Origin of the sequence: Agrobacterium sp. CNPSo 3708, from assembly GCF_028674915.1 — a bacterium.
Taxonomy (GTDB): Bacteria; Pseudomonadota; Alphaproteobacteria; order Rhizobiales; family Rhizobiaceae; genus Agrobacterium; species Agrobacterium cavarae.
Genome location: NZ_JAQZSF010000012.1, coordinates 91087 through 114673, shown reverse-complemented (window position 1 = coordinate 114673; position 23587 = coordinate 91087). Strand labels below are relative to the sequence as shown.

The 23587-nt window shown below is 57.5% G+C and carries 21 protein-coding genes, 1 tRNA gene and 1 riboswitch; of the genes, 14 read left to right on the top strand and 8 right to left on the bottom strand.

The features are described from left to right. Positions 1 to 41 precede the first annotated feature (41 nt). Both PVA19_RS21870 and PVA19_RS21865 read right to left on the bottom strand, forming a co-directional pair. The gene (locus PVA19_RS21870) at positions 42 to 185 is read right to left on the bottom strand and encodes a DUF1127 domain-containing protein (protein WP_082447266.1); all 144 of its coding nucleotides are present in this window, start codon (positions 183 to 185) and stop codon (positions 42 to 44) included. A gap of 429 nt (positions 186 to 614) precedes the next feature. Next, a complete protein-coding gene (locus PVA19_RS21865) occupies positions 615 to 761 on the bottom strand; it encodes a DUF1127 domain-containing protein (RefSeq protein WP_082447210.1) in 147 nt (48 codons plus the stop codon). A gap of 552 nt (positions 762 to 1313) precedes the next feature. Between PVA19_RS21865 and PVA19_RS21860 the strand changes: the two genes are divergently transcribed. From PVA19_RS21860 to PVA19_RS21845, 4 genes are all read left to right on the top strand, one after another. Continuing rightward, positions 1314 to 1398, top strand: a tRNA-Leu gene (locus tag PVA19_RS21860). Positions 1399 to 1586: 188 nt separating this feature from the next. Then, positions 1587 to 3062: a trigger factor gene (tig, locus tag PVA19_RS21855; RefSeq protein ID WP_062425445.1), complete on the top strand. Its 1476-nt coding sequence runs from the start codon at positions 1587 to 1589 to the stop codon at positions 3060 to 3062. A gap of 162 nt (positions 3063 to 3224) precedes the next feature. Continuing rightward, entirely contained in the window at positions 3225 to 3749 is a 525-nt protein-coding gene (locus PVA19_RS21850) for a nucleoside kinase (RefSeq protein ID WP_274104160.1), read from the top strand. A gap of 399 nt (positions 3750 to 4148) precedes the next feature. Beyond that, positions 4149 to 4802 carry a hypothetical protein gene (locus tag PVA19_RS21845; RefSeq protein ID WP_274104159.1) on the top strand — a complete coding sequence of 218 codons (654 nt, stop codon included), beginning with the start codon at positions 4149 to 4151 and terminating at the stop codon, positions 4800 to 4802. 6 nt (positions 4803 to 4808) lie between these two features. On the opposite strand, the gene sthA is transcribed toward PVA19_RS21845, so the two are convergent. The 3 genes from sthA to PVA19_RS21830 form a co-directional block, all read right to left on the bottom strand. Further along, on the bottom strand, positions 4809 to 6227 hold the full coding sequence (sthA, locus tag PVA19_RS21840; RefSeq protein WP_062598105.1) for a Si-specific NAD(P)(+) transhydrogenase: 1419 nt from the start codon (positions 6225 to 6227) through the stop codon (positions 4809 to 4811). Between the two features lie 237 nt (positions 6228 to 6464). Beyond that, the gene (locus tag PVA19_RS21835; protein WP_274104158.1) at positions 6465 to 7010 is read right to left on the bottom strand and encodes a DUF1003 domain-containing protein; all 546 of its coding nucleotides are present in this window, start codon (positions 7008 to 7010) and stop codon (positions 6465 to 6467) included. 82 nt (positions 7011 to 7092) lie between these two features. After that, entirely contained in the window at positions 7093 to 8988 is a 1896-nt protein-coding gene (locus tag PVA19_RS21830; RefSeq protein ID WP_313556486.1) for an LTA synthase family protein, read from the bottom strand. A 283-nt stretch (positions 8989 to 9271) separates the two neighbouring features. Between PVA19_RS21830 and PVA19_RS21825 the strand changes: the two genes are divergently transcribed. The 6 genes from PVA19_RS21825 (at position 9272) to PVA19_RS21800 (ending at position 16126) form a co-directional block, all read left to right on the top strand. Continuing rightward, positions 9272 to 10951, top strand: coding sequence for an NAD+ synthase (locus PVA19_RS21825; RefSeq protein ID WP_116493632.1), 1680 nt, complete (start codon positions 9272 to 9274; stop codon positions 10949 to 10951). A 38-nt stretch (positions 10952 to 10989) separates the two neighbouring features. After that, complete coding sequence (locus PVA19_RS21820) at positions 10990 to 11820, top strand: TolB family protein (protein ID WP_274104156.1); 831 nt, start codon at positions 10990 to 10992, stop codon at positions 11818 to 11820. A gap of 33 nt (positions 11821 to 11853) precedes the next feature. Next, positions 11854 to 12033, top strand: a riboswitch (cobalamin riboswitch). 90 nt (positions 12034 to 12123) lie between these two features. Continuing rightward, positions 12124 to 12810: a 5,6-dimethylbenzimidazole synthase gene (bluB, locus tag PVA19_RS21815; RefSeq protein WP_274104155.1), complete on the top strand. Its 687-nt coding sequence runs from the start codon at positions 12124 to 12126 to the stop codon at positions 12808 to 12810. Between the two features lie 104 nt (positions 12811 to 12914). After that, positions 12915 to 13550 carry a LysE family translocator gene (locus tag PVA19_RS21810; protein ID WP_130979663.1) on the top strand — a complete coding sequence of 212 codons (636 nt, stop codon included), beginning with the start codon at positions 12915 to 12917 and terminating at the stop codon, positions 13548 to 13550. A gap of 42 nt (positions 13551 to 13592) precedes the next feature. Continuing rightward, positions 13593 to 14480 (top strand): EamA family transporter, encoded by an 888-nt coding sequence (locus tag PVA19_RS21805; RefSeq protein WP_062425435.1) that lies wholly within the window; start codon positions 13593 to 13595, stop codon positions 14478 to 14480. Positions 14481 to 14608: 128 nt separating this feature from the next. Then, positions 14609 to 16126 (top strand): ATP-binding protein, encoded by a 1518-nt coding sequence (locus PVA19_RS21800; protein WP_062426118.1) that lies wholly within the window; start codon positions 14609 to 14611, stop codon positions 16124 to 16126. 93 nt (positions 16127 to 16219) lie between these two features. Here PVA19_RS21800 and PVA19_RS21795 read toward each other — a convergent pair whose 3' ends face one another. Beyond that, on the bottom strand, positions 16220 to 17209 hold the full coding sequence (locus tag PVA19_RS21795; RefSeq protein ID WP_274104154.1) for a TerC family protein: 990 nt from the start codon (positions 17207 to 17209) through the stop codon (positions 16220 to 16222). Positions 17210 to 17645: 436 nt separating this feature from the next. Here PVA19_RS21795 and rpsD point away from each other — a divergent pair, with 436 nt between their 5' ends. Then, positions 17646 to 18263 (top strand): 30S ribosomal protein S4, encoded by a 618-nt coding sequence (gene rpsD, locus PVA19_RS21790; protein ID WP_062425433.1) that lies wholly within the window; start codon positions 17646 to 17648, stop codon positions 18261 to 18263. Positions 18264 to 18383: 120 nt separating this feature from the next. On the opposite strand, the gene gph is transcribed toward rpsD, so the two are convergent. Further along, positions 18384 to 19073, bottom strand: a complete 690-nt coding sequence (gene gph / locus PVA19_RS21785; RefSeq protein ID WP_274104153.1) for a phosphoglycolate phosphatase — start codon at positions 19071 to 19073, stop codon at positions 18384 to 18386. 349 nt (positions 19074 to 19422) lie between these two features. Here gph and rpiA point away from each other — a divergent pair, with 349 nt between their 5' ends. From rpiA to gor, 3 genes are all read left to right on the top strand, one after another. Next, positions 19423 to 20121 carry a ribose-5-phosphate isomerase RpiA gene (gene rpiA / locus PVA19_RS21780; RefSeq protein WP_113179546.1) on the top strand — a complete coding sequence of 233 codons (699 nt, stop codon included), beginning with the start codon at positions 19423 to 19425 and terminating at the stop codon, positions 20119 to 20121. Between the two features lie 17 nt (positions 20122 to 20138). Next, positions 20139 to 20735, top strand: a complete 597-nt coding sequence (locus PVA19_RS21775; RefSeq protein ID WP_062437632.1) for a DUF2059 domain-containing protein — start codon at positions 20139 to 20141, stop codon at positions 20733 to 20735. 210 nt (positions 20736 to 20945) lie between these two features. Continuing rightward, entirely contained in the window at positions 20946 to 22334 is a 1389-nt protein-coding gene (gor, locus tag PVA19_RS21770) for a glutathione-disulfide reductase (RefSeq protein WP_274104152.1), read from the top strand. On the opposite strand, the gene PVA19_RS21765 is transcribed toward gor, so the two are convergent. Then, entirely contained in the window at positions 22312 to 23220 is a 909-nt protein-coding gene (locus PVA19_RS21765) for a LysR family transcriptional regulator (RefSeq protein ID WP_274104151.1), read from the bottom strand. The two genes, gor and PVA19_RS21765, sit on opposite strands and share 23 nt — an antisense overlap. Positions 23221 to 23587 lie beyond the last annotated feature (367 nt).

Sequence of the window (23587 nt, the reverse complement as noted above, 5' to 3'; positions counted from 1 at the left end):
GCCGTGGGAGGTCGGCTCTTGCGGATGACCCTGTACGCTGATTAGCGGAACGAACGGGATGCGACGTTACGGATGTCGTAACGGGTCAGGCCGATGTCGCTGAGAGCCTGGTTGGAGAGGCTGCCCAGTTCGTTGAGCGTACGGCGATAGCTGATCCAGTTCTTTGCGATGCGAAGCGGGTTCATGGTTGTTTCCTCAATCTTTGATGTGTGTGATCTTTAAAATTCAGTCCGCCGGGCCGCTGGTCATCTGCGCTCTCGGCTGTTGAGTGGTATATACATATTCATAGCGATGATTTGGAGTGCAGATTTTGAGCGACTGCCATGCATTTGTGCAATGTGTCGTCTATTTTTGCAGCTTGTGGATCGATATGCGCATTATTTGAGCGAAAGTCGATGAGGCGCTGTTACGATCCCGTCCGTCTTTTTGGGCACAGGGAGGACGCTGCATTCAAGCATCGTGTTTTCGAAGATCGGTTCCGGTTTTCAGGCCGATGCTGCAGGGCGGGCAGGGGCGTTGAGCGCAAAAAGAAAAGGCCCGGAGCGGGTGCTCAGGGCCTTTTGAGGGTAACACATCGGGCAGACGAAGGATCGTCAGCCGGTGTTATCGATCTATTACATACCGACTGCAGTGCGAGCAACGCGACGGATGTCGGTGCGGCCGATGCCGAGATCGCTCAGTTCGCGATCGCTCATGCGGTCCAGTTCAGTTACGGTCTGACGATACTTGCGCCAGTTGTTCAGCGAGCGTGCAATGTTCATGGTCTTATTCCTCGTTTCGGTTCGCCGGTTGCTTGGGATCAACTCAGCTTCGTTTTCTGAAACTGAATATATGCCTTTCGCCGCGCTTCAAAAACAGACAAAGAAGGATGACACCTATGCGCGTAACGCAGGGCAAGCTCCGAATCGGCGCCTACTTCCTTAACAAATGCATAATTTGACAGCATTCGAAGCTGATTTTCTGGCTCAGACAGCAGCAGTCACGCTCTCAAGCCCGTCCCCGGGCCCTCCAAATCTCAACCGGCCTCACAAACTCTCGTCAATGGTCGCGGCGAGAGGTGAGCACGTTGGTATGGCATTCCATCCGGGAGGGGCTTTCATGGGCGGTCCACTGAAATCGAACTGCGTGGACCGCGAGCCTCGTGATTCCCGCAGATGGCCTGCTCGCGATTGTCATAGAGTCCTCAAAACCCATGGAAATAGGGCTTGTACGGCGTCATTTTTCCTTTGCGCTCCTGAAAACGGATGATATAGAGACGCCGCGCTCCGGAAGGCCTCATGTGCCAGATGTTGTTTATGCAGGATTTAAAGAGCGCGGGTATGGCGGAATTGGTAGACGCACCAGATTTAGGTTCTGGCGACGAGAGTTGTGGGGGTTCGAGTCCCTCTACCCGCACCACAAATCGCCGGGAAAGCCAGGTAAAGCGTTTCGTTTTGCCCTTTCCCTGGCTCAGGCATAATTGCTCCGCAACGCGCCTGTGCATGCAAGTTTTATAGTCACGGCCGGTGAATTCAGATTCCGGCGCTGTGCTCGAAAGTAAACCGACGGCTGTCTGAGCACTGCCGCCATGATGTGAAGGTATGAAAATGCAGGTTATCGAAACGCTCGCTGAAGGGCTGAAGCGCGAAATCAAGGTCGTTATTCCGGCCGCTGACATGAAGGCTCGCCTTGACGAGCGCCTCGCCGAAGCCAAGGATAAGGTTCGTATCAACGGCTTCCGTCCCGGCAAGGTCCCTGCCGCTCATCTGAAGAAGATGTATGGCAAGTCGATCATGGCTGATCTCGTCAACGAGCTGGTTCGCGAAAAGCCTTCCGAGATCATTTCCAGCCGCGGCGAAAAGTCTGCGACTCAGCCTTCCATCTCCATGACGGAAGACGAGAAGGAAGCCGACAAGATTCTGGCCGCCGAAACCGATTTCGAATTTAACATTGCTTACGAAGTCATCCCGCCGATCGAACTGAAGTCGAATGACGGCATCAAGGTCACGCGCGAAGTCGTTGAAGTGACCGAAGACGAAATCAACGAGCAGATCCTCAAGATCGCCGAAAGCGCTCGTAGCTACGAGACGAAGAAGGGCAAGGCCGCTGAAGGCGACCGCGTCACCATGAACTACCTCGGCAAGGTCGATGGCGTAGCCTTCGATGGCGGCGCTGCTGAAGATGCCGAGCTGGTTATCGGCTCCGGCCGCTTTATCCCAGGCTTCGAAGACCAGCTCGTTGGCGTCAAGGCTGGCGACGAGAAGACCATTACCGTTACCTTCCCGAGCGAATATCCGGCTGCTGAGCTGGCTGGCAAGGAAGCCACCTTCGACATCACCGTCAAGGAAGTTGCTGCCGCCGCCGACGTTGAAATTAACGACGAACTGGCAACCAAGCTCGGTCTCGAATCGGCTGAGAAGCTGAAGGAAATCGTTCGCGGCCAGATCGAAAGCCAGTACGGCAACGTGACCCGTCAGAAGGTCAAGCGTCAGATCCTCGACCAGCTGGACGAACTCTACAAGTTCGACACGCCTGCCGGTCTCGTCGACGCTGAGTTCGACAACATCTGGCGCCAGATCAACACGGATCTCGCACAGTCCGGCAAGACGTTTGCTGACGAAGACACGACCGAAGAAGAAGCGCGCGAAGAATATCGCAAGCTCGCTGAGCGCCGCGTTCGCCTCGGCCTCGTTCTCTCCGAAATCGGCGAGAAGGCTGGCGTTGAAGTCACCGAAGAAGAAATGCAGCGCGCTCTGTTCCAGCAGCTGCAGCAGTTCCCGGGCCAGCAGAAGGAAATCCTCGATTACTTCCGCAACACGCCTGGCGCTTCCGCTTCGCTGCGTGCACCGATCTTCGAAGAAAAGGTCATCGACAAGCTGCTGACCGAAGTCTCCGTTACCGACAAGACGGTTTCGAAGGAAGAGCTTCTGGCTGACGACGCCGAAGAAGGCGAAGAAACCAAGAAGAAGGCTCCGGCCAAGAAGAAGGCTGCAGCCAAGGCTGACGCTGCTGAAGGCGAAGAAGCCGCTCCAAAGAAGAAGGCGCCTGCCAAGAAGAAGGCAGCCGAAGGCGACGCAGAGTAATCTGCTCTTCTCATATTTGTTTCGAAGAGGCCGCGGCGAAAGCTGCGGCCTTTTCATTTAGGAGTGTCGAGAGGCGTTTGCGTTCACGCCGAAAAGACATCCTGTCGTCATCCGAAGAGTGTATGGGCGACCTTTGCTGCATCTTGCTGAAGTAGAGGTGTCATGGGCGTCAAAAACGACCTTGTTGAAGGTGTGTCCTGTTCGGGCAAAACGTCTGTGGCAACAGAGCTTCAGCGACAAGGTTACCATGTCATTCATGGCGACAGGGAACTCGCCTATAAAGGTGACCCTAAGACCGGCTTACCTTTGCAAGAGCGGCAGGGTGGCGCGTGGGCCACGGATGTCGCTTTTGCTCACCGTCATCACCTCTGGTGTGTCGAGAGAGTAAAAGATTTGGCGGCCGATCAGAGCCATGCTGCCACCTTCTTTTGCGGCGGCGCCCGCAACATTTCCACTTTCATCGGCCTCTTTGACGCCGTGTTCATTCTCAAGCTTGATCGAGCCGCCTTGGAGAAGCGCCTGTCCGCGAGGCCAGAAGACGAGTTCGGTGGCAAAGCTGAGGAGCGGGCGTTCATCCTGGCGCTCCACGAGAGTGAGGATGACGTTTCGAAGGAATTCATCGCAATCGATTCCACCCAGCCCGTCGAAGCGGTTGTTGCGGAGTTGTTATCCCACACCAACGCGTAGCAATTCCGGCATTTCCGACAGGGCAGCACGTCCACCAACTGTGTTCCGACGGTCACAATGCAGTGCACAATGACTTTTTGCTGCACATGCTCTTGTTCATCTCCCGTTCATCTGGCACCCTTTGGGAGTGATTTGCCGGACGCGCTTGTGCGTCGAGAGCGATCTGCCGCCAAACGCGGCTTGGCTTTAAGCCTTCAGTTTCATCTTTCTTTCGAGCGCGGGTGTGATGTCGCGCTTGTCGATTCGCGTCGCCTGTCAGCGAGTGCGGTTAAGTCTGGCGCCCAGCGCCGGCAGAATTGAGTCCGGGTGATCTCCGTTTTCTGGATCGCCCAAGCCGAAACGAGACCTGCTGTTTTCCTCCCAAGAGCGGCTGGTCTTTTTAAAGCTTGAGGAAATGACATGTTGGTCAAGATACTGGGCACGCTCGCCGCTGCCTCGCTCATCCTTTTGTCCCCGGTAGAGGTGAAGGCACAGGAGCGGGGATTGATCTGGGCGCCCGCCAAGAATTCCGACCGCTCCTATTCGGCGCGGCTGGGTACAAAGCTGCCGACGGAAACGCCGCTGCGCGCCGGCCTTGAGATGGGCATGAGCGCGTCTGAGGGTGGTGCTGTGGTCGACACGCCGGTGAAGTTCTGGGGTGACATGACGTTGATGTCCACCAATCTGCCGGGTGTCAAGATCGCCAGAGACGTGGGCATTCTGATGAACGCGCTGACGGGCTCGGCCGCCGTGACGATGACGATGACGCAAAAGCGCGTCGCCACAGCCGATTTCGATGTGGAATCGAACCGAAACGTCACGCTGCGCTATGATGGCCATAGTCAGCAGTGGAGCGGGCTCGATGTGACGCAGTCCCTGCGGCTGACGCGCTCGGCGACCGGCACTGCCTTCGTCTTGACGGGCGCGAGCCGCGAGACATTCGACGAGTTCAGTTCCAGCGTCGCGCTCGAACAGAAGCTCTCCGACAATCTGACGGTAACAGGCAGTTTCGACCGGGGCTTTGAAGATCGTTTCCGCCCGGCGGTGCATGCAAACTACAAGATCAGGTGGTGAAGCGGCTCACTTGACCGCTTCATTCCTATTCTTGATATCACCCATGCGGTTCCACGCATCCAGACCCGCGATCTTGTAGGCCTCGGCAAGCGTCGGGTAGTTGAAGGTATTTTCGACAAAATACTCCACCGTGCCCTTGAGGTTCAACACAGCCTGACCGATGTGAACCAGTTCGGTCGCGCCTTCGCCGACGATGTGAACGCCGAGAAGCCGGCGCGTCTTCAATGAGAAGATCAGCTTCAGAAGACCAGTATCAAGACCCATGATGTGGCCGCGCGAGGTTTCCCGGAAGCGGGCAATCCCGCATTCGTAAGGAATGCCGCGTTCCTTCATTTCTTCTTCCGTCAGGCCGCAGGTGGAGATTTCTGGGACGGCATAGATGCCGTATGGGAAATACTTCTGCGGCTCCATGCCGATTGCGCCGACCGCGACGCGGGCCGCAATACGGCCCTGTTCCATGGAGGTGGAGGCAAGGCTCGGGAAGCCGATAACGTCGCCTGCGGCGAAAATTCCTGGTACGGAGGTTTCGAAGGTTTCCGGATTGACGGAAAGACGGCCACGGCTGTCGGCCTCAAGTCCGGCTGCCGCGAGGTTCAGCGTGTCGGTCGCGCCCATTCTGCCTGCGGCAAAAAGCACCATTTCGGTCACGATCGTGCGGCCATTATCCAGTGTGATCGACACCTTGCCTTCCGGCGTGTGTTCCACTTTCTCGGCCTTCTGGCCGAGAAGCAGCTTCATGTTCCGGTCGCGGAGCTGGTAGGTGAAATCTTCGACGATTTCCTTGTCGATGAAGTCGAGCATTGTGGATTTGGGATCGATCAGCGTGACGGCGGTATCGAGCGCGCTGAAAATGGTCGCATATTCGATGCCAATGACGCCGGCACCAATGACTACCAGGGAGCGCGGTAGCCTCTCCATCTGCAGCAATTCATCGCTGTCGATGACGGTCTTGCCATCAAACGGCATGTAGTCCGGTCTGAATGGGCGAGTGCCGACGGCGAGCAGAATGCTCTTGCCCAACACATGCATCACTTCGCCATCGTCTTTGGTGATCTGGAGTGTATCGGGCGCGAGGAAGCTTGCCTTGCCGCGCACGTGCTGCACGCGGTTACGGGCAAACTGGTGCTCCAGCACTTCGACTTCGTGGTTGAGAGTGATCAGTAGGCGCTGGCGCAGATCTTCGGCGCTGATCTCTTGCTTGACGCGATAGGACTGGCCATAAAAGCCGCGCTCGCGCCATCCGGAAAGATTGAGCGCCGTCTCGCGCATCGTCTTGGAGGGGATGGTGCCGGTATGAACCGAGACACCGCCGACGCGGCTGCCCTTCTCGATGACCAGGACCTTCTTGTCGAGCTTTGCCGCCTGGATGGCAGCACGTCTGCCGGCGGGACCGCTGCCAACAACAATGAGATCGTACTGGTTCATGAAAAAGCCTCTGGACGTAAGCCCGGTAGAATGCCGGGATGTGTGAATATCCGATGTGAGGATTTGCCGCGAAAAGCGTGATGCTCTCAGCCTGCGGAAATGATCTCCGCATTCGCACATCCGGATGTCGTGAGACCGCAGAGTGCAATGCAACAAATGCCTGCGTCAATCTGTAGCGCAGAAATCTGACGGATTCGTAACCGGCACAGAAAAAGCCGCAAATCGGCTATCGATCGATCAGGACGAGGGGCGGTCGCTTTGCTGGGCCTGATGCTGGTGCAGCTTTGCGATGTCTTCCCGCAATGCGGCGAGTTCGGCCAGAACCTTGAGATCGATCTTCTCGTGGAGAGAGAGAACTTCGAGCTCGGCCTTGAGGTTGACCTCGTAGTCCTTGGCTGCCTCAAACCGATCGCGTTCCGCCTGCCGGTTCTGGGACATCATGATGATGGGTGCCTGGATCGCGGCCAGCATGGACAGAATGAGATTGAGGAACACGAAGGGATAGGGGTCAAAGGCCTTTGTTGTCAGAACAATTGTATTGATGACGGCCCATACGGCCAGAAACACCAGGAAGCTGATGATGAAGCCCCATGAGCCACCGACGCGGGCGATGCTGTCCGCTAGCCTCTCGCCGACTGTGGATCCCTTCGAAAACTCAGCATTGGTGTCGGTGGAAATCAGTTGCTTCTGATGCGCCACCTCCAGAATCCGCTTTTCGACCTCACCGATCTGTCGGGAGGATCGCTTGAAGTGGGACAGGACGTAATCTGGAATGGCAGACATGATTCATCTCCGGCAATGCGTTGGCTGGAGATAAGCCCAAGGTGCCGGCAAGTTCAAACAAAATCGCGGGTTCGAAGGCGTCTTAACCGGATGGCGTGGTCTCGTGGATCCAGTTGAAGCCGGGGAAGAATCGCTCTTTTCCGAATTGGTCGCCAAACATCATGTCGAACTGCAGTTGCCGATATTCGCTGAGTGAAGATGGTAGAGTCGCAGGCGCAATCGACCAGTCCGGCACGCCCGAACCGTTTCGCTGCATCAGCATATGGCGATCGATGACGGAGTAGGACGCATGCACCTTGCCCAGCACGCCGGTGTAGAAGGGATCGTCAAAGCCCGCGGTTTTTAAGATGTGATAGGGCAGCAACGAGGGGCTGATCGTGCCGATCCGGTTCTGCAATCCTGCCTTTGAAGACCAGACCACCAGAGGCGTCTCATGCTCCGTCTTCATCGTGGCAAGCGGCGCGCGGCGGGTTGCGACCATGCCCGGCATATAGCCGCTTTCGACAAAGGCTTGCCCGAGCGGCGGCAGATGATCACCAAAAAGCACGATGACGGTCTCCCTCTCGCGACCCTTGGCCCAGGCGATAAGCCTTGCAAAGCTTTCGTCGGCTTCCGAAACGCCCTGCGCGTAGGTGGCGAGCGCATCGCGTGCATTGTCGGATAGATCACCTCTGACGGAGACGGCTTTCTCAGCATAGCGGTTCGTTTCATAGGGGCCGTGTCCCTGAAGCGTGACGGCAAAGAGAAACTGCGGCTTTTCGGCTGCATCAACCGTTTGGATGATTTCGTTCGTCAGTGCCGCATCCGACGCGAACGCCCCACGCTTTTCCATCGGCGGCAAGGTTTCTTCGGAGCGAAACTCCTCAAATCCGAAATGCTTGTAGACCTCACGACGATTCCAGAACCATTCCTGGAATGGGTGGACGGCGACTGCGGAATATCCCTCCGAGCGAAAGAAGGTCGCAAGCGAAGGAACAGGGCGGCGCACATATTGCTGATAGGGAATGCTGCCATAGGGCAGGAACGCATTGCTGAAGCCGGTCAGCGCTTCGAATTCGACATTTGCCGTCATGCCGCCAAACTCGGGCGAAAACACATGGCCTGACTGCATGGCGCGGATGCGCGGCATCGGATCTTTCGAGAGCGTGACATTCTCCAGACGCGTCGGATCCCACAGCGATTCGCTCATGATCATGATGACATCGGGACGCTTGGAATGGTTGACCGCGAAGGCGGAACTGTCGGACGCAATGTCCGCGATCGTCGCCTCGCCATAGCCATAAGGTGCTGTCACTTTCGCCATCGGGATATTGAAGGCGAAGGCCATGAGGAAACCGTTATGGCGATAGTTTTCCTTTTGATCCCACATCATCGGAATGATGTTGAGGCGGTCTCTGATCCAGGAATAGCTAGAATATTCCATCATGGAGCCAAAGCTGACGAAGAGTGGAACGGCAAGCGCCAGTCTCCAAATTCTAGCTTTGAACGACATCACAGGCATGGCACGCCGCGAAAGGCGCCACAGCATCACAATGGCAAACGCAGAGAGCGAAAGTGCAACCCCAACGGCGATTGCGGTCACGGGCTGAGCCTTCAGCATGGCAGGCAAAAGCTGAAGGATCTGGCGGCCGAACAGCAGGTCGGAAGGATAGAGCGGATCGGAAAGGTAAAGCTGCTTCTGGCTCGAGATGAAAGCCGGCAGGATCATTAGCGGGACGGCAACCAGAAGCGACTGGTAATGACGCCCGAAGACGGCATCAAGCGCCATGAGGCCGATGAAGACTGCTACGACCGTCGTCAGCCCAGGTCGTGCAGGTGACAGCAAAAAGGAGCCGACATCATGCAAGGTGCCGCGCGCGATCCATTCCATGCAGACGACGAGCAGCACCGCTGCGAGGACCAGATTGGCCAGCATTTGTGCATCGTTTGCGAGGCGGGCAGGGGACCGTGTCCACGGCTTTGAAAGGACGAGCTTCATCCTTTCGGTAACCGTTGTTCTAGGTACCGATTTCGTCACGTTTCTACTCCGGCAGTCTCGAAAGCAGGTGTGAATCACCTGTCATATAAGCGTCATCTAACTGTCACATGCGCGCAATGAACGCGACATGAACTATGCAAAATTCACAGGTCTCGAGGATAACCATCGCGTGAGCCGTTTATTTCGCGCATGCACCCGCCGGACCCTTCTTGACTGGCCATTGTTTTGAAACAGTTTATGCGGCGCGTTGCACTGTAAGAGCCGGCACGATATTGAGGAAGGCATGAGCACAGCACAGACCATTCCCCACACGTTCCGGATTGCGGTTGGACAATTCAACCCGACCGTCGGCGATGTCGCAGGCAACCTTGCCAAAGCGCGCGAGGCAAGAGCCGATGCGGCAGCGCAAGGCGCCGATCTTCTTCTGCTGACGGAGCTTTTCATCTCCGGCTACCCGCCAGAAGATCTGGTGTTGAAACCGGCATTTTTGAAGTCCTGCCTCAAGGCAGTGGAGGAGTTGGCCGCGGAGACCGCGGATGGCGGGCCGGGCGTCGTTATCGGCTTCCCGCGCCAGGGCGAAAAGGGCAGGCACAATTCGGTAGCTCTGCTCGATGGCGGTAAGATCGTCGCGTTGCGCGACAAGGTGGACCTGCCGAATTACGGCGAGTTCGACGAAAAGCGCGTCTTTAGCGAAGGCTCTATCTCCGGCCCCTATAATTTTAGGGGCATTCGCATCGGCATTCCGATTTGCGAAGAAATCTGGAACGATTTCGGCGTGTGCGAGACGCTGGCCGAGGCCGGCGCCGAAATTTTGCTGGTGCCCAATGGCTCGCCCTATTATCGCGGCAAGGTCGATGTCCGTCATCAGGTCGCCCTCCGCCAGGTCATTGAAAGTGGCCTGCCTCTGGTCTTTGTCAACCAACTCGGCGGCCAGGATGAACTGGTGTTCGACGGCGCGAGCTTCGGTTTCAATGCCGACAAGACGCTGGCCTTCCAGATGAGCCAGTTCGAAGCAACGTTGGCGGTCACGGACTGGAAACGCACGGAGAATGGCTGGCACTGCAGCCATGGTCCGGTTTCCCATATTCCCGAAGGCGAGGAGGCCGATTACCGGGCCTGCATGCTGGGCTTCCGCGACTACGTCAACAAGAATGGCTTCAAGAGCGTCGTTCTCGGCCTTTCCGGCGGCATCGACTCGGCCATCTGCGCAGCAATCGCGGTTGATGCGCTGGGCGAGGAGCGGGTGCGCTGCATCATGCTGCCCTACCGCTATACCTCGGAAGAATCGCTGAAGGACGCCGCCGATTGCGCCAGGGCGCTCGGCTGCCGTTATGACATCGTTCCGATTGCCGAACCTGTCGATGGCTTCATGACGGCGCTGTCGGATCTGTTCGAAGGAACGGAAGAGGGCATCACCGAGGAAAACCTGCAGAGCCGTGCGCGCGGCACGATCCTGATGGGTGTTTCCAACAAGTTTGGCTCGATGGTGGTAACCACCGGCAACAAGTCGGAAATGTCCGTCGGCTATGCCACGCTCTACGGCGATATGAATGGTGGCTTCAACCCCATCAAGGACCTCTACAAGATGCAGGTCTATGCCATCTCCAGATGGCGCAACGCCCACGTGCCGCCTGGCGCGCTTGGGCCTTCGGGCGAAGTCATCCCGGCCAACATCATTTCCAAGGCACCGTCCGCCGAGTTGCGTCCCAATCAGACCGACCAGGACTCGCTTCCGCCCTATCCGCTTCTCGACGATATTCTCGAGTGCCTGGTGGAGCAGGAAATGTCCGTCGACGAAATCGTGGCGCGCGGTCACGACGTCGCAACGGTTCATCGCATCGAGCATCTGTTGTACCTGGCCGAATATAAGCGCCGGCAGTCTGCACCTGGCGTGAAGATTACCAAGAAGAACTTCGGTCGCGATCGCAGGTATCCTATTACCAATCGATTCCGCGACAGGTAGGTCCGACGGGTCAGTGGGCAATCGCAACGGGAGGGACGATGCGAAGTTCAGTCGAGATATTCAATATCCGTACCCGCGAAGATCGGATTGTCTGGCAGACCGAGAAGCTTTTCGAAGCGCCGAACTGGTCTCCAGATGGGCAATATCTGCTGCTTAACAGTGATGGCGTGCTCTACCGCCTGTCCCTTGCTGGAGACATCTCGGTCGATAAGGTAGATACCGGGTTCGCGGTTCAGTGCAACAACGACCACGGCATTTCGCCCGACGGTTCTCTCTATGCCATTTCCGACAAGGTCGAGTTCGGCAAGAGCGCGATCTATGTGCTTCCATCCATAGGCGGCACGCCGAAACTGATGACGCGGAACCTTCCCTCCTACTGGCATGGTTGGGCGCCGGACGGCAAAAGCTTCGCCTATTGCGGGATCAGGGATCAGGTTTTCGATATCTATGCCATGGACATCGAAACCGGCACCGAAACACGTCTGACCCATGGCGAGGGGCGAAACGACGGTCCGGATTATTCGTCTGACGGTCAGTGGATCTACTTCAACTCCAGCCGCACAGGACAGATGCAGATCTGGCGGGTGCGACCGGATGGATCGGGCGTCGAGCGGATCACCGATAGCCCATATGGCGACTGGTTCCCGCACCCCTCTCCAAAGGGAGACAAGGTCGTCTTCATTTCCTATGATGGCGACGTCTTCGACCACCCGCGTGACCTCAATGTTCGCGTGCGGCTGATGGACCCGGATGGTGGCAACGTCGAAACGCTCTTCGATCTCTTTGGCGGGCAGGGAACGATGAACTCGCCCAACTGGTCACCGGACGGTGATGAGTTCGCCTATGTGCTATATTTTCCGGTTGGATAGACCTACGGCGCTTGCCTTCCGATCGGCAATTGCCGATACGCAACGTCGTCAGGTGCCTGCTCTTGGCAGGAGAATCGGGAATGCGGTGCAAGACCGCAACGTGCCCAACGCTGTAAGGCGGATGCCTGTTGCCATAAGCCACTGAGCAATCGGGAAGGCGGCAACCGGCAAACGAAGCCAAGTCAGAAGACCGGCCTGACACGATAGACCAGTCCGCGCGGACGGCGGCAGGTTGTGAGGAAGAGCGTTTGTGCCTATCTGACAGGCGCGCACGTGGTCTTTCTGCATTGTTGGGGATTGACGATGCGACCTGATGATACTGCACATGGCCCGGTGCCGGCCTATGAATTTGCCAAGGACGAAAAGGCTGCGGTCTACCGCGCCATCGAGACCCGCCGCGATGTCCGCAACGAGTTTTTATCCGATCCGGTTTCTGATGAACTGATCCACAAGCTGCTTTCCGCCGCCCACTCCGCCCCCTCGGTGGGTTTCATGCAGCCATGGAATTTTACTCTCGTCAGCGATGCAGACATCAAAAATGCCGTGTGGCAGGCTTTCAGTCGCGCCAATGAGGAAGCGGCCTTGATGTTTCCCGACGATAAGCAGTCGCTCTACCGAAGCCTCAAGCTAGAGGGCATCCGGAAGGCGCCGCTCTCCATCTGCGTCACCTGCGATCCGACAAGGGGTGGCGATGTCGTGCTCGGGCGAACGCACAATCCGCGCATGGATGTCTACTCCACCGTCTGCGCCGTGCAGAACCTCTGGCTGGCGGCACGCGCCGAAGGCGTCGGCGTCGGTTGGGTCAGTATCTTCCATGACGACGATATTCGAAAGATCCTGGGTATCCCTGAGCATATCGAAATCGTCGCATGGCTCTGCGTCGGCTATGTCTCGGAACTCTATGCTGAGCCTGAGTTAGCGGTGAAGGGCTGGCGTCAGCGTTTGCCGCTGGACGAACTGATTTTCAAAGACCGGTGGGGCGAGAAATAGCAAAGAGCCGACTTGCTAGCAGGCGTATTACGACCCAAAAATCCACTTGCCAGTCCTCATGGCCGGTGGCTTAGTTCACTCTCATTTCGAGAGGGGATCATATTATGCCGATTGAAAACTGGCTGGCCTTCGTTGCCGCATCTGCCATCATGCTCGCCATTCCCGGACCAACGATCTTGCTGGTCATTTCTTACGCGCTTGGCCACGGACGCAAGGCAAGCAGCGCCACCGTTGCCGGTGTAGCGCTTGGAGACTTTACCGCCATGACGGCGTCCATGCTGGGTCTTGGTGCACTGCTCGCGACCTCCGCCGCTCTCTTCACTGTCTTGAAGTGGGTGGGTGCTGCCTATCTGATCTATCTCGGCATCAAGCTCTGGCGCGCGCCTGTCGGCACGTCGGCTGAAGGTGAGGGTGACGTGACGGGTCGCGAGCGTCCGCTGAAGATCTTCCTCCACACCTACATCGTCACGGCACTGAACCCGAAGAGCATCATCTTCTTCGTCGCCTTCCTGCCGCAGTTCCTGGTGCCAACCCTGCCGTTCTGGCCGCAGGTGCTTATTTTCGAAGTTACTTTTCTAGTGCTTGCGACTTGCAACGCCGCTCTTTATGGGTTGCTGGCAAGTGCGGCCCGCAACACCATTCGCAAGCCCTCCGTCCAGCGCGTCGTCAATCGCACCGGTGGTGGGCTTTTGATCGGTGCCGGACTGCTCGCGGCGGGCTGGAAGAAAGCCGTCGCCTAAACCGTCGCCATTCCGTGCGGCGCCGAGTTCTGGAATATATCAATGTCAGTGCCGCACATCCTTCTTGCCTTGGTCACCGTCTTCCTCTGGGGCTTCAACTTCGTGGTGATCAAGGTCGGCGTCATGGATATGCCGCCGCTGTTTCTCACAGCCTTGCGCTATCTCTTCGCAGCCGTGCCGCTGATCTTCTTTCTGCCGCGTCCCAAGGTTCCGTGGAAGCACATGGTCGTCTACGGCATGGTCATGGGCTGCGCGCAATTCGGCCTGCTCTATACGGCGATCAAATGGGGCCTGCCTGCAGGACTTGCCTCGCTCGTCATGCAGTCGCAGGCGTTCTTCACCATGGCGCTGGCCGTGACGATGCTCGGTGAAATTCCGCTGAAATCTCATATCGCCGGTGCCGCTGTTGCCTTTTCCGGTCTCGCAGTGATCGGCCTTGAACGTCTGGAACTAACCGCTCTTGTGCCTCTCCTCATGTGCGTCGGTGCCGCTTTCAGCTGGGCCATCGGCAATATCGTCAATCGCAAGGTCGGACGGGTCAACGCGATCTCCTTCGTTGCCTGGACGAGTCTCGCACCCGTTCTGCCGCTGATCGCGCTTTCGCTGCTGCTCGAAGGCCCGCAGGCGATTGGCGAAGGTTTGGCAAATGCCAACATGATGACGGTGGCCGTCGTTGCCTATATGGCCTATGGCGCGACGATTGTCGGGGCAGGGATATGGAGCTTTCTTCTGCTGCGTTATCCGGCAGGAACCGTCGCGCCGTTTTCTCTGCTGGTGCCGATCGTCGGCTTCCTTGGCGCCTACTTTGCCTTCGCCGAACACATCACCACGCTGGAAATTGTCGGTAGTGCGCTTGTCGTTGCCGGGCTGGCACTGAATGTGTTTGGCCGCCGGCTGTCTTTCGGTCGTGCGCCGTCCGGCAACGCGTGAGAGCGATCTGCAATTCCCTGTGCATTGTTGCGATGCGGCGGGGCATTTGTGGAAAACTTTGGTAAAGAGAGTGTTCGCCGCGCGATGAAGCGGCGCTTTTGATCATTGCAGTGCAGGGACGGGTCAACGTGCAGGTCGGTATCGACATGGGAACGCTTTCGGGCGGGCAGAGTGCCAAGCTCGATATTGAGGAACTGCTCGCCACGCGTTTGCTGGTTCAGGGCAATTCCGGTTCCGGAAAGTCGCATCTGCTGCGCAGACTGCTGGAGCAATCGGCCCCCTGGGTGCAACAGGTCATCATTGATCCCGAAGGTGATTTCGTCACGCTGGCCGACAAGTTCGGTCACGTTGTGGTGGATGGGGAGCGCACCGAAGCCGAACTTGCAGGGATTGCCAACCGTATTCGCCAGCACCGTGTCTCCTGCGTGCTCACGCTGGAGGGGCTCGATATCGAGCAGCAGATGCGCGCCGCCGCCGCCTTCCTCAATGGCATGTTCGATGCCGATCGCGAATATTGGTACCCGGTCCTGGTCGTTGTGGATGAGGCGCAGATGTTTGCGCCTTCCGTCGGTGGCGAAGTCACCGAAGATGCCCGCAAGGCTTCACTCGGCGCGATGACCAACCTGATGTGCCGTGGGCGTAAACGCGGTCTTGCCGGTGTGATTGCCACGCAACGATTGGCGAAACTTGCCAAGAACGTGGCGGCAGAAGCCTCCAACTTCCTGATGGGCCGCACCTTCCTCGATATCGACATGGCGCGCGCCGCCGATCTTCTCGGCATGGACCGTCGTCAGGCGGAAATGTTCCGCGATCTTCAGCGCGGCAATTTCGTCGCCCTTGGTCCCGCTCTCTCGCGGCGTCCGCTGCCGATCGTTATCGGCCCGGTGGAGACCTCGGCGCGCTCCTCGTCGCCGAAACTCATGCCGCTGCCGGACGCGCCGCAGGATGTGGAGGATTTGATCTTCACGCCAGATCCGGAAGAGTTCAATCGTCCTGTTGTCCGTCGCACGCCGCCAGCACCGCGGCCCACGACTGACATTCTCGCCGAACTTTCGCGCTCGACACCAGCGGCCATCGCACCGGCCTCTGAACAACCTTCACGTTCGAGCCAGCCGGAATTGACGCCGGAAGAGCGTGAGGAAAAGATTACGGCTGTTCTGACCGAAATCCTCGATGACCCGCAATCGGCCTATCGCACCGATGCTGTCCTCTATCAGGACTTTCTCGTTCGCGCCCGCATGCGCCGTATTCCGGGCACGCCCATGGCGCTATCGGAGTTCCGTCGCCAGATCGCGATTACGCGCTCTGGTGTGGATGTGGAGATGGCGGCAAGCGAAAATTGGCAGAAGGCTCTGGAGCTGTCCCGCAGCGTCTCGGATGACCTGCAGGGCGTCTTCCTGCTTCTGGTGAAGGCAGCTCTTGCGGAAGAGCCATGCCCCTCTGATGCGCGGATTGCACGCGCCTACGGTACCCATTCGGCGCGCCGCGCAAGACGACTGCTTGGATACTTCGAGGAGAAGGAACTGGTCGTGGTGCATGCGGACTTTTCCGGCAAGCGCATCGTGGCTTTCCCTGAGCTTGACGCCAAGACCGCGCCCGGCGACGCAGATGCGCCCGACGGTGATGTGAGCCTGGCCGCGGAATGACGTCGACCTTGTAAATCTCCAAATAGCCAGAATCGCCGGCCCAAAGAAAAAGGCGGGTCGCCCCGCCTTTCCAGGTCGTGAAGGTGAAGTCTTTTAGACTTCGTCGATGACCTTCTTGTCGTTTCTCGTGGCAAACAGCGAGCCGACGATGCCTGTCAGAAGGATCGCAACGGTGATACCGAGCGAGATGGACGGCGGGATCTTTGCGATGCCCAGCATGTCCGCCAGGAAGATCTTCGAGCCGACGAAGACCAGAACCGCAGCCAAGGCGTATTTGAGGTATGCGAAGCGGTGGATCAGGGCGGCAAGCGCAAAGTAAAGGGCGCGCAGTCCAAGGATCGCGAAGATGTTCGACGTGTAGACGATGAACGGATCGGTGGTGATCGCGAAGATCGCAGGGATCGAGTCGACCGCGAAGATCAGGTCGGCGATTTCGACCATGATAAGCGCCAGGAAAAGCGGCGTGACGAAGGTCTTCAACCGACCGGTCTTGGGGTCGGGCTGCTTGACGAAGAAACGCTCCTCATGAAGCTTCTCTGTGACAGGCAGGCGCGAGCGCAGGAACTTCAGGATCGGGTTCTTGCCAATGTCCTGTTCCTCGTGATCTGCCGAGAACAGCATCTTGATGCCCGTGAACACTAGGAAGGCGGCGAAGAGGTAGAGAACCCAGTGGAAGTTTTCGACGATCGCAGCGCCTGCGGCAATCATGATACCGCGCAGGACGATCACGCCGAGAATACCCCAGAGCAGCACGCGGTGCTGATACTGGCGCGGGATCGAGAAGTAGGAAAAAATCATGGCGATGATGAAGATATTGTCCATCGCCAGGCTTTTTTCCACCACGAAGCCCGTGACATATTCCATCGCCGGCTGCTGACCGGACTGGAACCAGATCCAGCCGCCGAAGGCCAAGCCGATGGCGATGTAGAAGCCCGACATCAGCAGGCTTTCCTTGATGCCGATTTCCTTGGAGTTCTTATGCAGAATGCCAAGATCGAGCGCCAGGAGGCCTAAAACGAGAGTGATGAAAATGCCCCACATCCATGTGGGGGTACCGAGAAAATCCGTAAACAGAAAGTCCATCAGTCAACCTTTGTCCGGACGAGGTTGGCTCAATGGTCGGGAACGTGATGAGAAATAGACGACGCCCCAACCTTGGAGACTCGACATCGCGTATTGTCCGGTAATACGCCAGAGGGGCCCGAGTCCTGATCACCAGGATGAAATGGGAGGCGCGGCGCAGGTTTCAAGAGGCTTTTATCGTTTTATCGTTGACATTTTTATGAAGCGCCCCTAGAAGCCGCTCCAACGCCGGGTAGCAATGCCCGGTGTGTTTCGTTGACTGCCTTGCAGTAAATAGCTGACGTTCGGCGGTCAACATCACCGACATGTCCCGTGGTCTCTCCATATCGCATGTGAGAAGCCTGTCAGAGGTTCTTCAACAGAACCTCAGAGGAGGGCGTGTTTCCTTAATCCGATCTGGCAACAGATCGGTATAAACTGTTGAGAAGGAAATACGATGAGCAAGCGCGAATCGTCCAAGTACAAAATTGACCGCCGCATGGGCGAAAACATCTGGGGTCGTCCGAAGTCCCCGGTCAACCGTCGCGAATACGGCCCCGGCCAACACGGCCAGCGCCGCAAGGGCAAGATGTCCGACTTCGGCACGCAGCTGCGCGCCAAGCAGAAGCTGAAGGGTTACTACGGCGAAATCCGCGAAAAGCAGTTCCGTGCAACCTACGACGAGGCCAACCGCCGCAAGGGCGACACCTCCGAGAACCTGATCGGTCTGCTCGAGTCGCGTCTGGACGCCATCGTCTACCGCGCCAAGTTCGTACCGACCGTTTTCGCGGCTCGCCAGTTCATCAACCATGGCCACGTCACAGTTAACGGCGTTCGCGTCAACATCGGTTCCTACCGCTGCAAGGTTGGCGACGTTATCGAAGTTCGCCAGAAGTCCAAGCAGCTCGCAATCGTTCTTGAAGCTGTTCAGCTCGCAGAGCGCGACGTTCCGGACTACATCGAAGTCGATCACAACAAGATGACCGCGACGTTTGCTCGCGTACCGGCTCTCGCTGACGTGCCTTACGCCGTCATCATGGAACCGCATCTGGTCGTCGAATTCTACTCGCGTTAATCCGCGTCCAAGTTCAGCAAAAAAGCCGGTCCCTGTGGCCGGCTTTTTTGTGCGCATTTTTTGATGAGAAAATTTCAGTCCTTGGCGCGAGGCCAAGGACTTTCACGGTCGGCCGCGCCTTCAGGCCGCGGCGACGCGCTGCGCCAGAAGTCTTTCGACAAGTGCTGCATCCAGCGTTTCGTAGCGATCGATCGTCACATCAGGTCCAAGCTCTGCCATCGGAACATCGGTGTAGCCGAAGGTCACGCCGATGGAGGGGATCTTGGCATTCTTGGCCGCAAGGATATCGTTGACGCTATCGCCCACCATCACGCTACGGGCCACATCGCCGCCAGCTTTCTCGATGGTTCCGAGGATATGACGGGCATCCGGCTTGCGCCACTCGAAGGTGTCTCCACAGGTAATCGTCGCGAAGCGGTCCTTCAGTCCGAGTTTTTCAAGCAGGGGAAGGGCCAGATCAGACGTCTTGTTGGTGCAAACGGCAAGCCGGAAACCTGACGCAGTCAGCCGATCCAGAGCTTCGGGAACGCCGGGATAAGGCTTGCTCTGACCCGGCATCTCTTCTTTGTAATGGGCAATGAACCGTTGGTGCAGCGGCTCCACGTCTTCCTTCGGCAACTCCTTGTTCCTCAGCGCAAAGGCGCGTTGGACCATGACACGAACGCCTTGACCGACGAGATGCGTCAGGTCGTTGAAGGTTACGGGCATAAGGCCTGCGGCAGCGATCGTGTGGTTCAGGCTGTCGATCAGGTCGGGGGCGGTGTCGACCAGTGTGCCGTCGAGATCGAAAATAACAAGGGGTGAAGTCAAAGAGGAAACCTCGTCTGTCTGTGTCAATATTGCGAGAACCTACAGCATCGGCCCGAAAATCGTAACCGATTTTCGGAAAAGCACGATGCGTCTTTTCAAGGTCTGAACAGAGCTTTGGGACCTTCCCTCGACCGATCTGGTACAGCACGTGATCTCGTTTCGAACGAAACCCTTGAATGGTCGATTTTGAAGCAGCAAAAGGGGCTTTCGTTTGAGTTTCTAGACGTGTAAACACACGCAGTCGCAAAGGTCGGGACCAGTCATCTGTCCTCTCCGATGCACAACCACCAGGGCGATTTGGTGCGGATAGTCACCGCGCAGCCCATGAGTCAATCGGAGTTGCAGGCGTATGGATGCCCGCGAAATGAAGATCAAGGCAGCAGAGGCTGCCCTTGCCCATGTTGAAGACGGCATGCGTCTTGGCATCGGTACGGGGTCCACCGCGGAAGAGTTTGTCCGCCTGCTTGCTGAAAAAGTATCGAACGGTTTGAGAGTCCAGGGTGTCCCGACATCGGAACGCACCGCGCGTCTGTGCGTCGAGCTTGGTGTTCCGCTGAAATCTCTGGATGAGCTGCCCGAACTCGATCTGACGATCGATGGCGCCGACGAGGTCGATCACGGTCTTCGTCTGATCAAGGGCGGCGGTGGTGCTCTGCTACGCGAAAAGATCGTCGCGGCCGCTTCGGCCCGCATGATCGTGATTGCGGATCAGACGAAGGTGGTCGAGACGCTGGGAGCCTTTCCGCTTCCCATCGAAATCAATGCCTTCGGCCAGATCGCAACCCGCATCGCAATCGAGAAACTGGCTTCCAAAATGGGCCTTTCGGGCGAGTTGAAGCTGCGTTCTTCCGAGGACGGACCGTTCAAAACCGATGGTGGTCATCTCATTTTCGACGCATCATTTGGCCGTATTCCTGATGCAGAAGCGCTGGCACGTCAGCTGAATACGATTCCCGGGATCGTCGAGCACGGACTTTTCATTAATTTGGCATCGCTTGCCATCATAGCAGGGCCGGATGGCGCCCGCGTTATGCAGGCGAAAATATAATAGGAGCGAGAGAGTTCATGGGTAAAATAGCGGGACTGGGCAAAGCTGCCGCTGCTTCGATCCTTATTTCCGGCCTCGTGTTCGGCACTGCCGCACGTGCGCAGGAAATTTCTGCAGAGCATATCGCTGCTGCAAAGCAGGCAATCACGGCACTGGGCGTGACCGATCGCTTTGACAACATTCTGCCGGGTCTTGCTGAGCGTCTGAAGTCTGAACTCATTCAGTCGTCGCCAAACGTCGAAGACCAGATTACTGCGACGGTCGATGCCAAGGCACTGGAACTCGCACCACGCCGTGCCGACCTGGAACGCGAAGCGGCGCTCACCTATGCGCGCGCCTTCTCGGTCGAAGAGCTGAAGGCCATTTCCACCTTCTACAGCAGCGATGCTGGCAAGAAGCTCCTCAAGGATGGACCGATCGCCACGCGTGAACTGATGAAGGCCGCCGACATCTGGGCAGCTGGTATCAACCGCGATCTCAACGCCTCCAGCATGGCAGAGCTTCAGAAGGTTGCCGGCGCTGATCTGCAGCCACTTCCTGCAAACGCATCCAACATTGGCGGCGCTCCTGGGGCGACGACTGCTCCACCTGCGGCCCCTGCGCCAAAGCCATGATCGCTGGCTGATCAATCAGTATTTTTCAAAGCCCGGAAGAGATTCCGGGCTTTTCTTTTGCCGCTACCGGCACCTATATGAGCATCAGGAAGATGCCTCGGCATTGCGCGCTTATAAGGCGCTAGCTTCGCTTAACAGGCTGATTTTCCACGCTGCGACAGTCGATAGTGTACGTCGTTCGAGCGGCTCGGCCGATGACAGGGGTTTATGATGACGTCCTATGATTACGATCTTTTTGTTATTGGCGGCGGCTCCGGCGGTGTGCGCAGCGCTCGTGTGGCAGCATCGCTTGGCAAGCGTGTCGGCATTGCCGAGGAATATCGCTATGGCGGCACCTGCGTGATCAGAGGCTGCGTGCCTAAGAAGCTTTTCGTCTACGCGTCGCAATATCCTGAGCATTTTGACGATGCCAAAGGCTTTGGCTGGACTGTCGGCGAAAGCACTTTCGACTGGAAAAAGCTGATTGCTGCCAAGGACAAGGAAATCGAGCGCCTTGAGGGTCTTTACCGCAAGGGTCTGGAAAACGCCAAGGCCGAGATCTTCGATAGCCGTGCAGAGCTTGTCGATGCACACACTATAAAGCTTCTCAGCACCGGAGAGACGGTGACGGCAGAGCGCATCGTCATTGCCGTCGGCGGCACGCCAAATGCTCACACATCCTTGCCAGGCCATGAACTGACAATTTCCTCCAACGAAGCGTTTCATCTGGAGGAACTGCCGAAATCCATCCTGATTGCTGGTGGCGGTTATATCGCTGTCGAATTCGCCAACATCTTCCATGGCCTTGGGGTCGAAACGACGCTGATCTATCGCGGCAAGGAAATCCTGAACGGCTTCGATGCCGACATGCGCAAGGGCCTGCATGAAGCGATGGAAGCCAAGGGCATCCGCATCATCCTGGAAGACGTGATCCAGGAGGTGAGCAAGGATGGGGCAGGCGGCTTCGTGGCCCGCACCAAGCAGGGCGCGTCGGTTCATGTTGGTCTCGTCATGCTGGCGCTTGGTCGCGATCCCAACACCAAGGGGCTCGGGCTTGAAAAGGCAGGAGTCGAGATCAATGAGAAGGGCGCGATCATTGTCGATGACTATTCGCGCACCAACGTCCCGCACATCTACGCACTCGGCGACGTCACCGACCGGGTACAGCTGACGCCCGTCGCCATTCATGAGGCGATGTGCTTCATCGAGACGGAATTCAAGAACAACCCGACAAAGCCCGATCATCACCTGATTGCGACTGCCGTCTTCTCCCAGCCTGAAATCGGCACGGTCGGGCTTTCGGAAGAGCAGGCGGCTTCGAAATTCGAAGAGGTCGAGGTGTACCGCGCGCAATTCCGCCCGATGAAGGCAACGCTTTCCGGTCGTCAGGAAAAGACGATCATGAAGCTTCTTGTGAACGCTGCCGACCGAAAGGTCGTCGGCGCGCATATTTTGGGGCATGAGGCCGGTGAGATGGCACAGCTTCTCGGCATCACGCTGAAGGCCGGTTGCACCAAGGACGACTTCGACGCCACCATGGCCGTCCACCCGACGGCTGCGGAGGAGCTGGTGACGATGTATTCGCCAAGCTACCGTATCAAGAACGGGGAAAGAGTATAACCGGGCTCTGCCTGTCGACAGGCTCGGCTTGCACGCCCTCGAATAGTCGCTCGTTGTGCTTCAACAGCGCAGCGAGCCGGTCGATGGCAACCCGCATTTCCGCTGTGTGTCGATCATCGTCGTTGACGGTGATCCACAGGTTGTGGGCGAGCTCCTCAATGATCTCACCGTCTCGCACCACGCCTGGCAGAGTGTCGCCGATATAGGCGGGCAACACGCCCTTGCCGGCCCCGCTCTGGATCAGGCGCGGCAAGAGCGCTGGCGCATTTGTCCATGTGTGGATCATCTGCTCCCGATTGCGAAACACCCACTTCTCCGCATCAGACGCCGCGACTTCTGTGCCGATTGAAATCCAGGGGGCGGATGCGGTCGTTGTCAGTCCCTCCGACCGGTAGGCGCAGTAATTGACCGTAACGGATTTGCGCACTGCGAAATTGCCATGCTGTGGGGGTGCGTCAAAGACCCCGATCATTCCGCGTCGGTAGGTCAGATCATCGTCGGGACCGAAGTGCTTGCAGCAAAGTCGAAAAGCGTCGTCTGGTCCGCGAATGGCGCTCGTGTTTTCTGCGATGAAACCCATCAGCCATATGTTGGAGGAAATCGAAACGATGGGTAGCGAGAAGGCATCGCCGTGCCACTGGCTGATCTCTGCTGCCGTCCGCCTCATATGTTGAACGCGTTCAAACAGGATCACGCCGTCGGGCGCCAGCTTGTAGCCCTGCTGGCTGCGGATGAAGAGCGTGCGTCCCATCATCCGTTCGAGAAAGAGCATCTTGCGGCCGATCGTCGGCGCGCTGATGCCGGTCAGGTTTGCCGCGCCTGCAAGACCACCCTCGGACGCAACGATATGGAAGAGTTTCAGATCGTCCCAGTTTACATCTGTCATGGAAGGCTCTCCGGCTGATAGGGCATTTATAGCCGGATCCGTCTGGCTTTGCATCGTTTGCCGGTGAAACGCGCCTTTCATTCCTGCATCTACGCCCGTCGCAGCCTCTGCCTTACCTCCTGTCGGGAACACAGGAGAAAGATCATGTTGCCGGAAACGATGTTTGCAATGGAGAGGATGACGCGTAACCAGGTCACAGAGAGGAACAGTGGCGATGATCACCGATGGGAGACATGGCCATCGACCCGTCTCGACCATTTCGGCTTGTTTCTCTGGCGCGTAGTGCAGCGGTTGTGCAGTCGCGATTAGCTGCAGAAACAACGACGTGAAGCACACGGGCTTCAATTCTAGGATAATCCAGAATTCC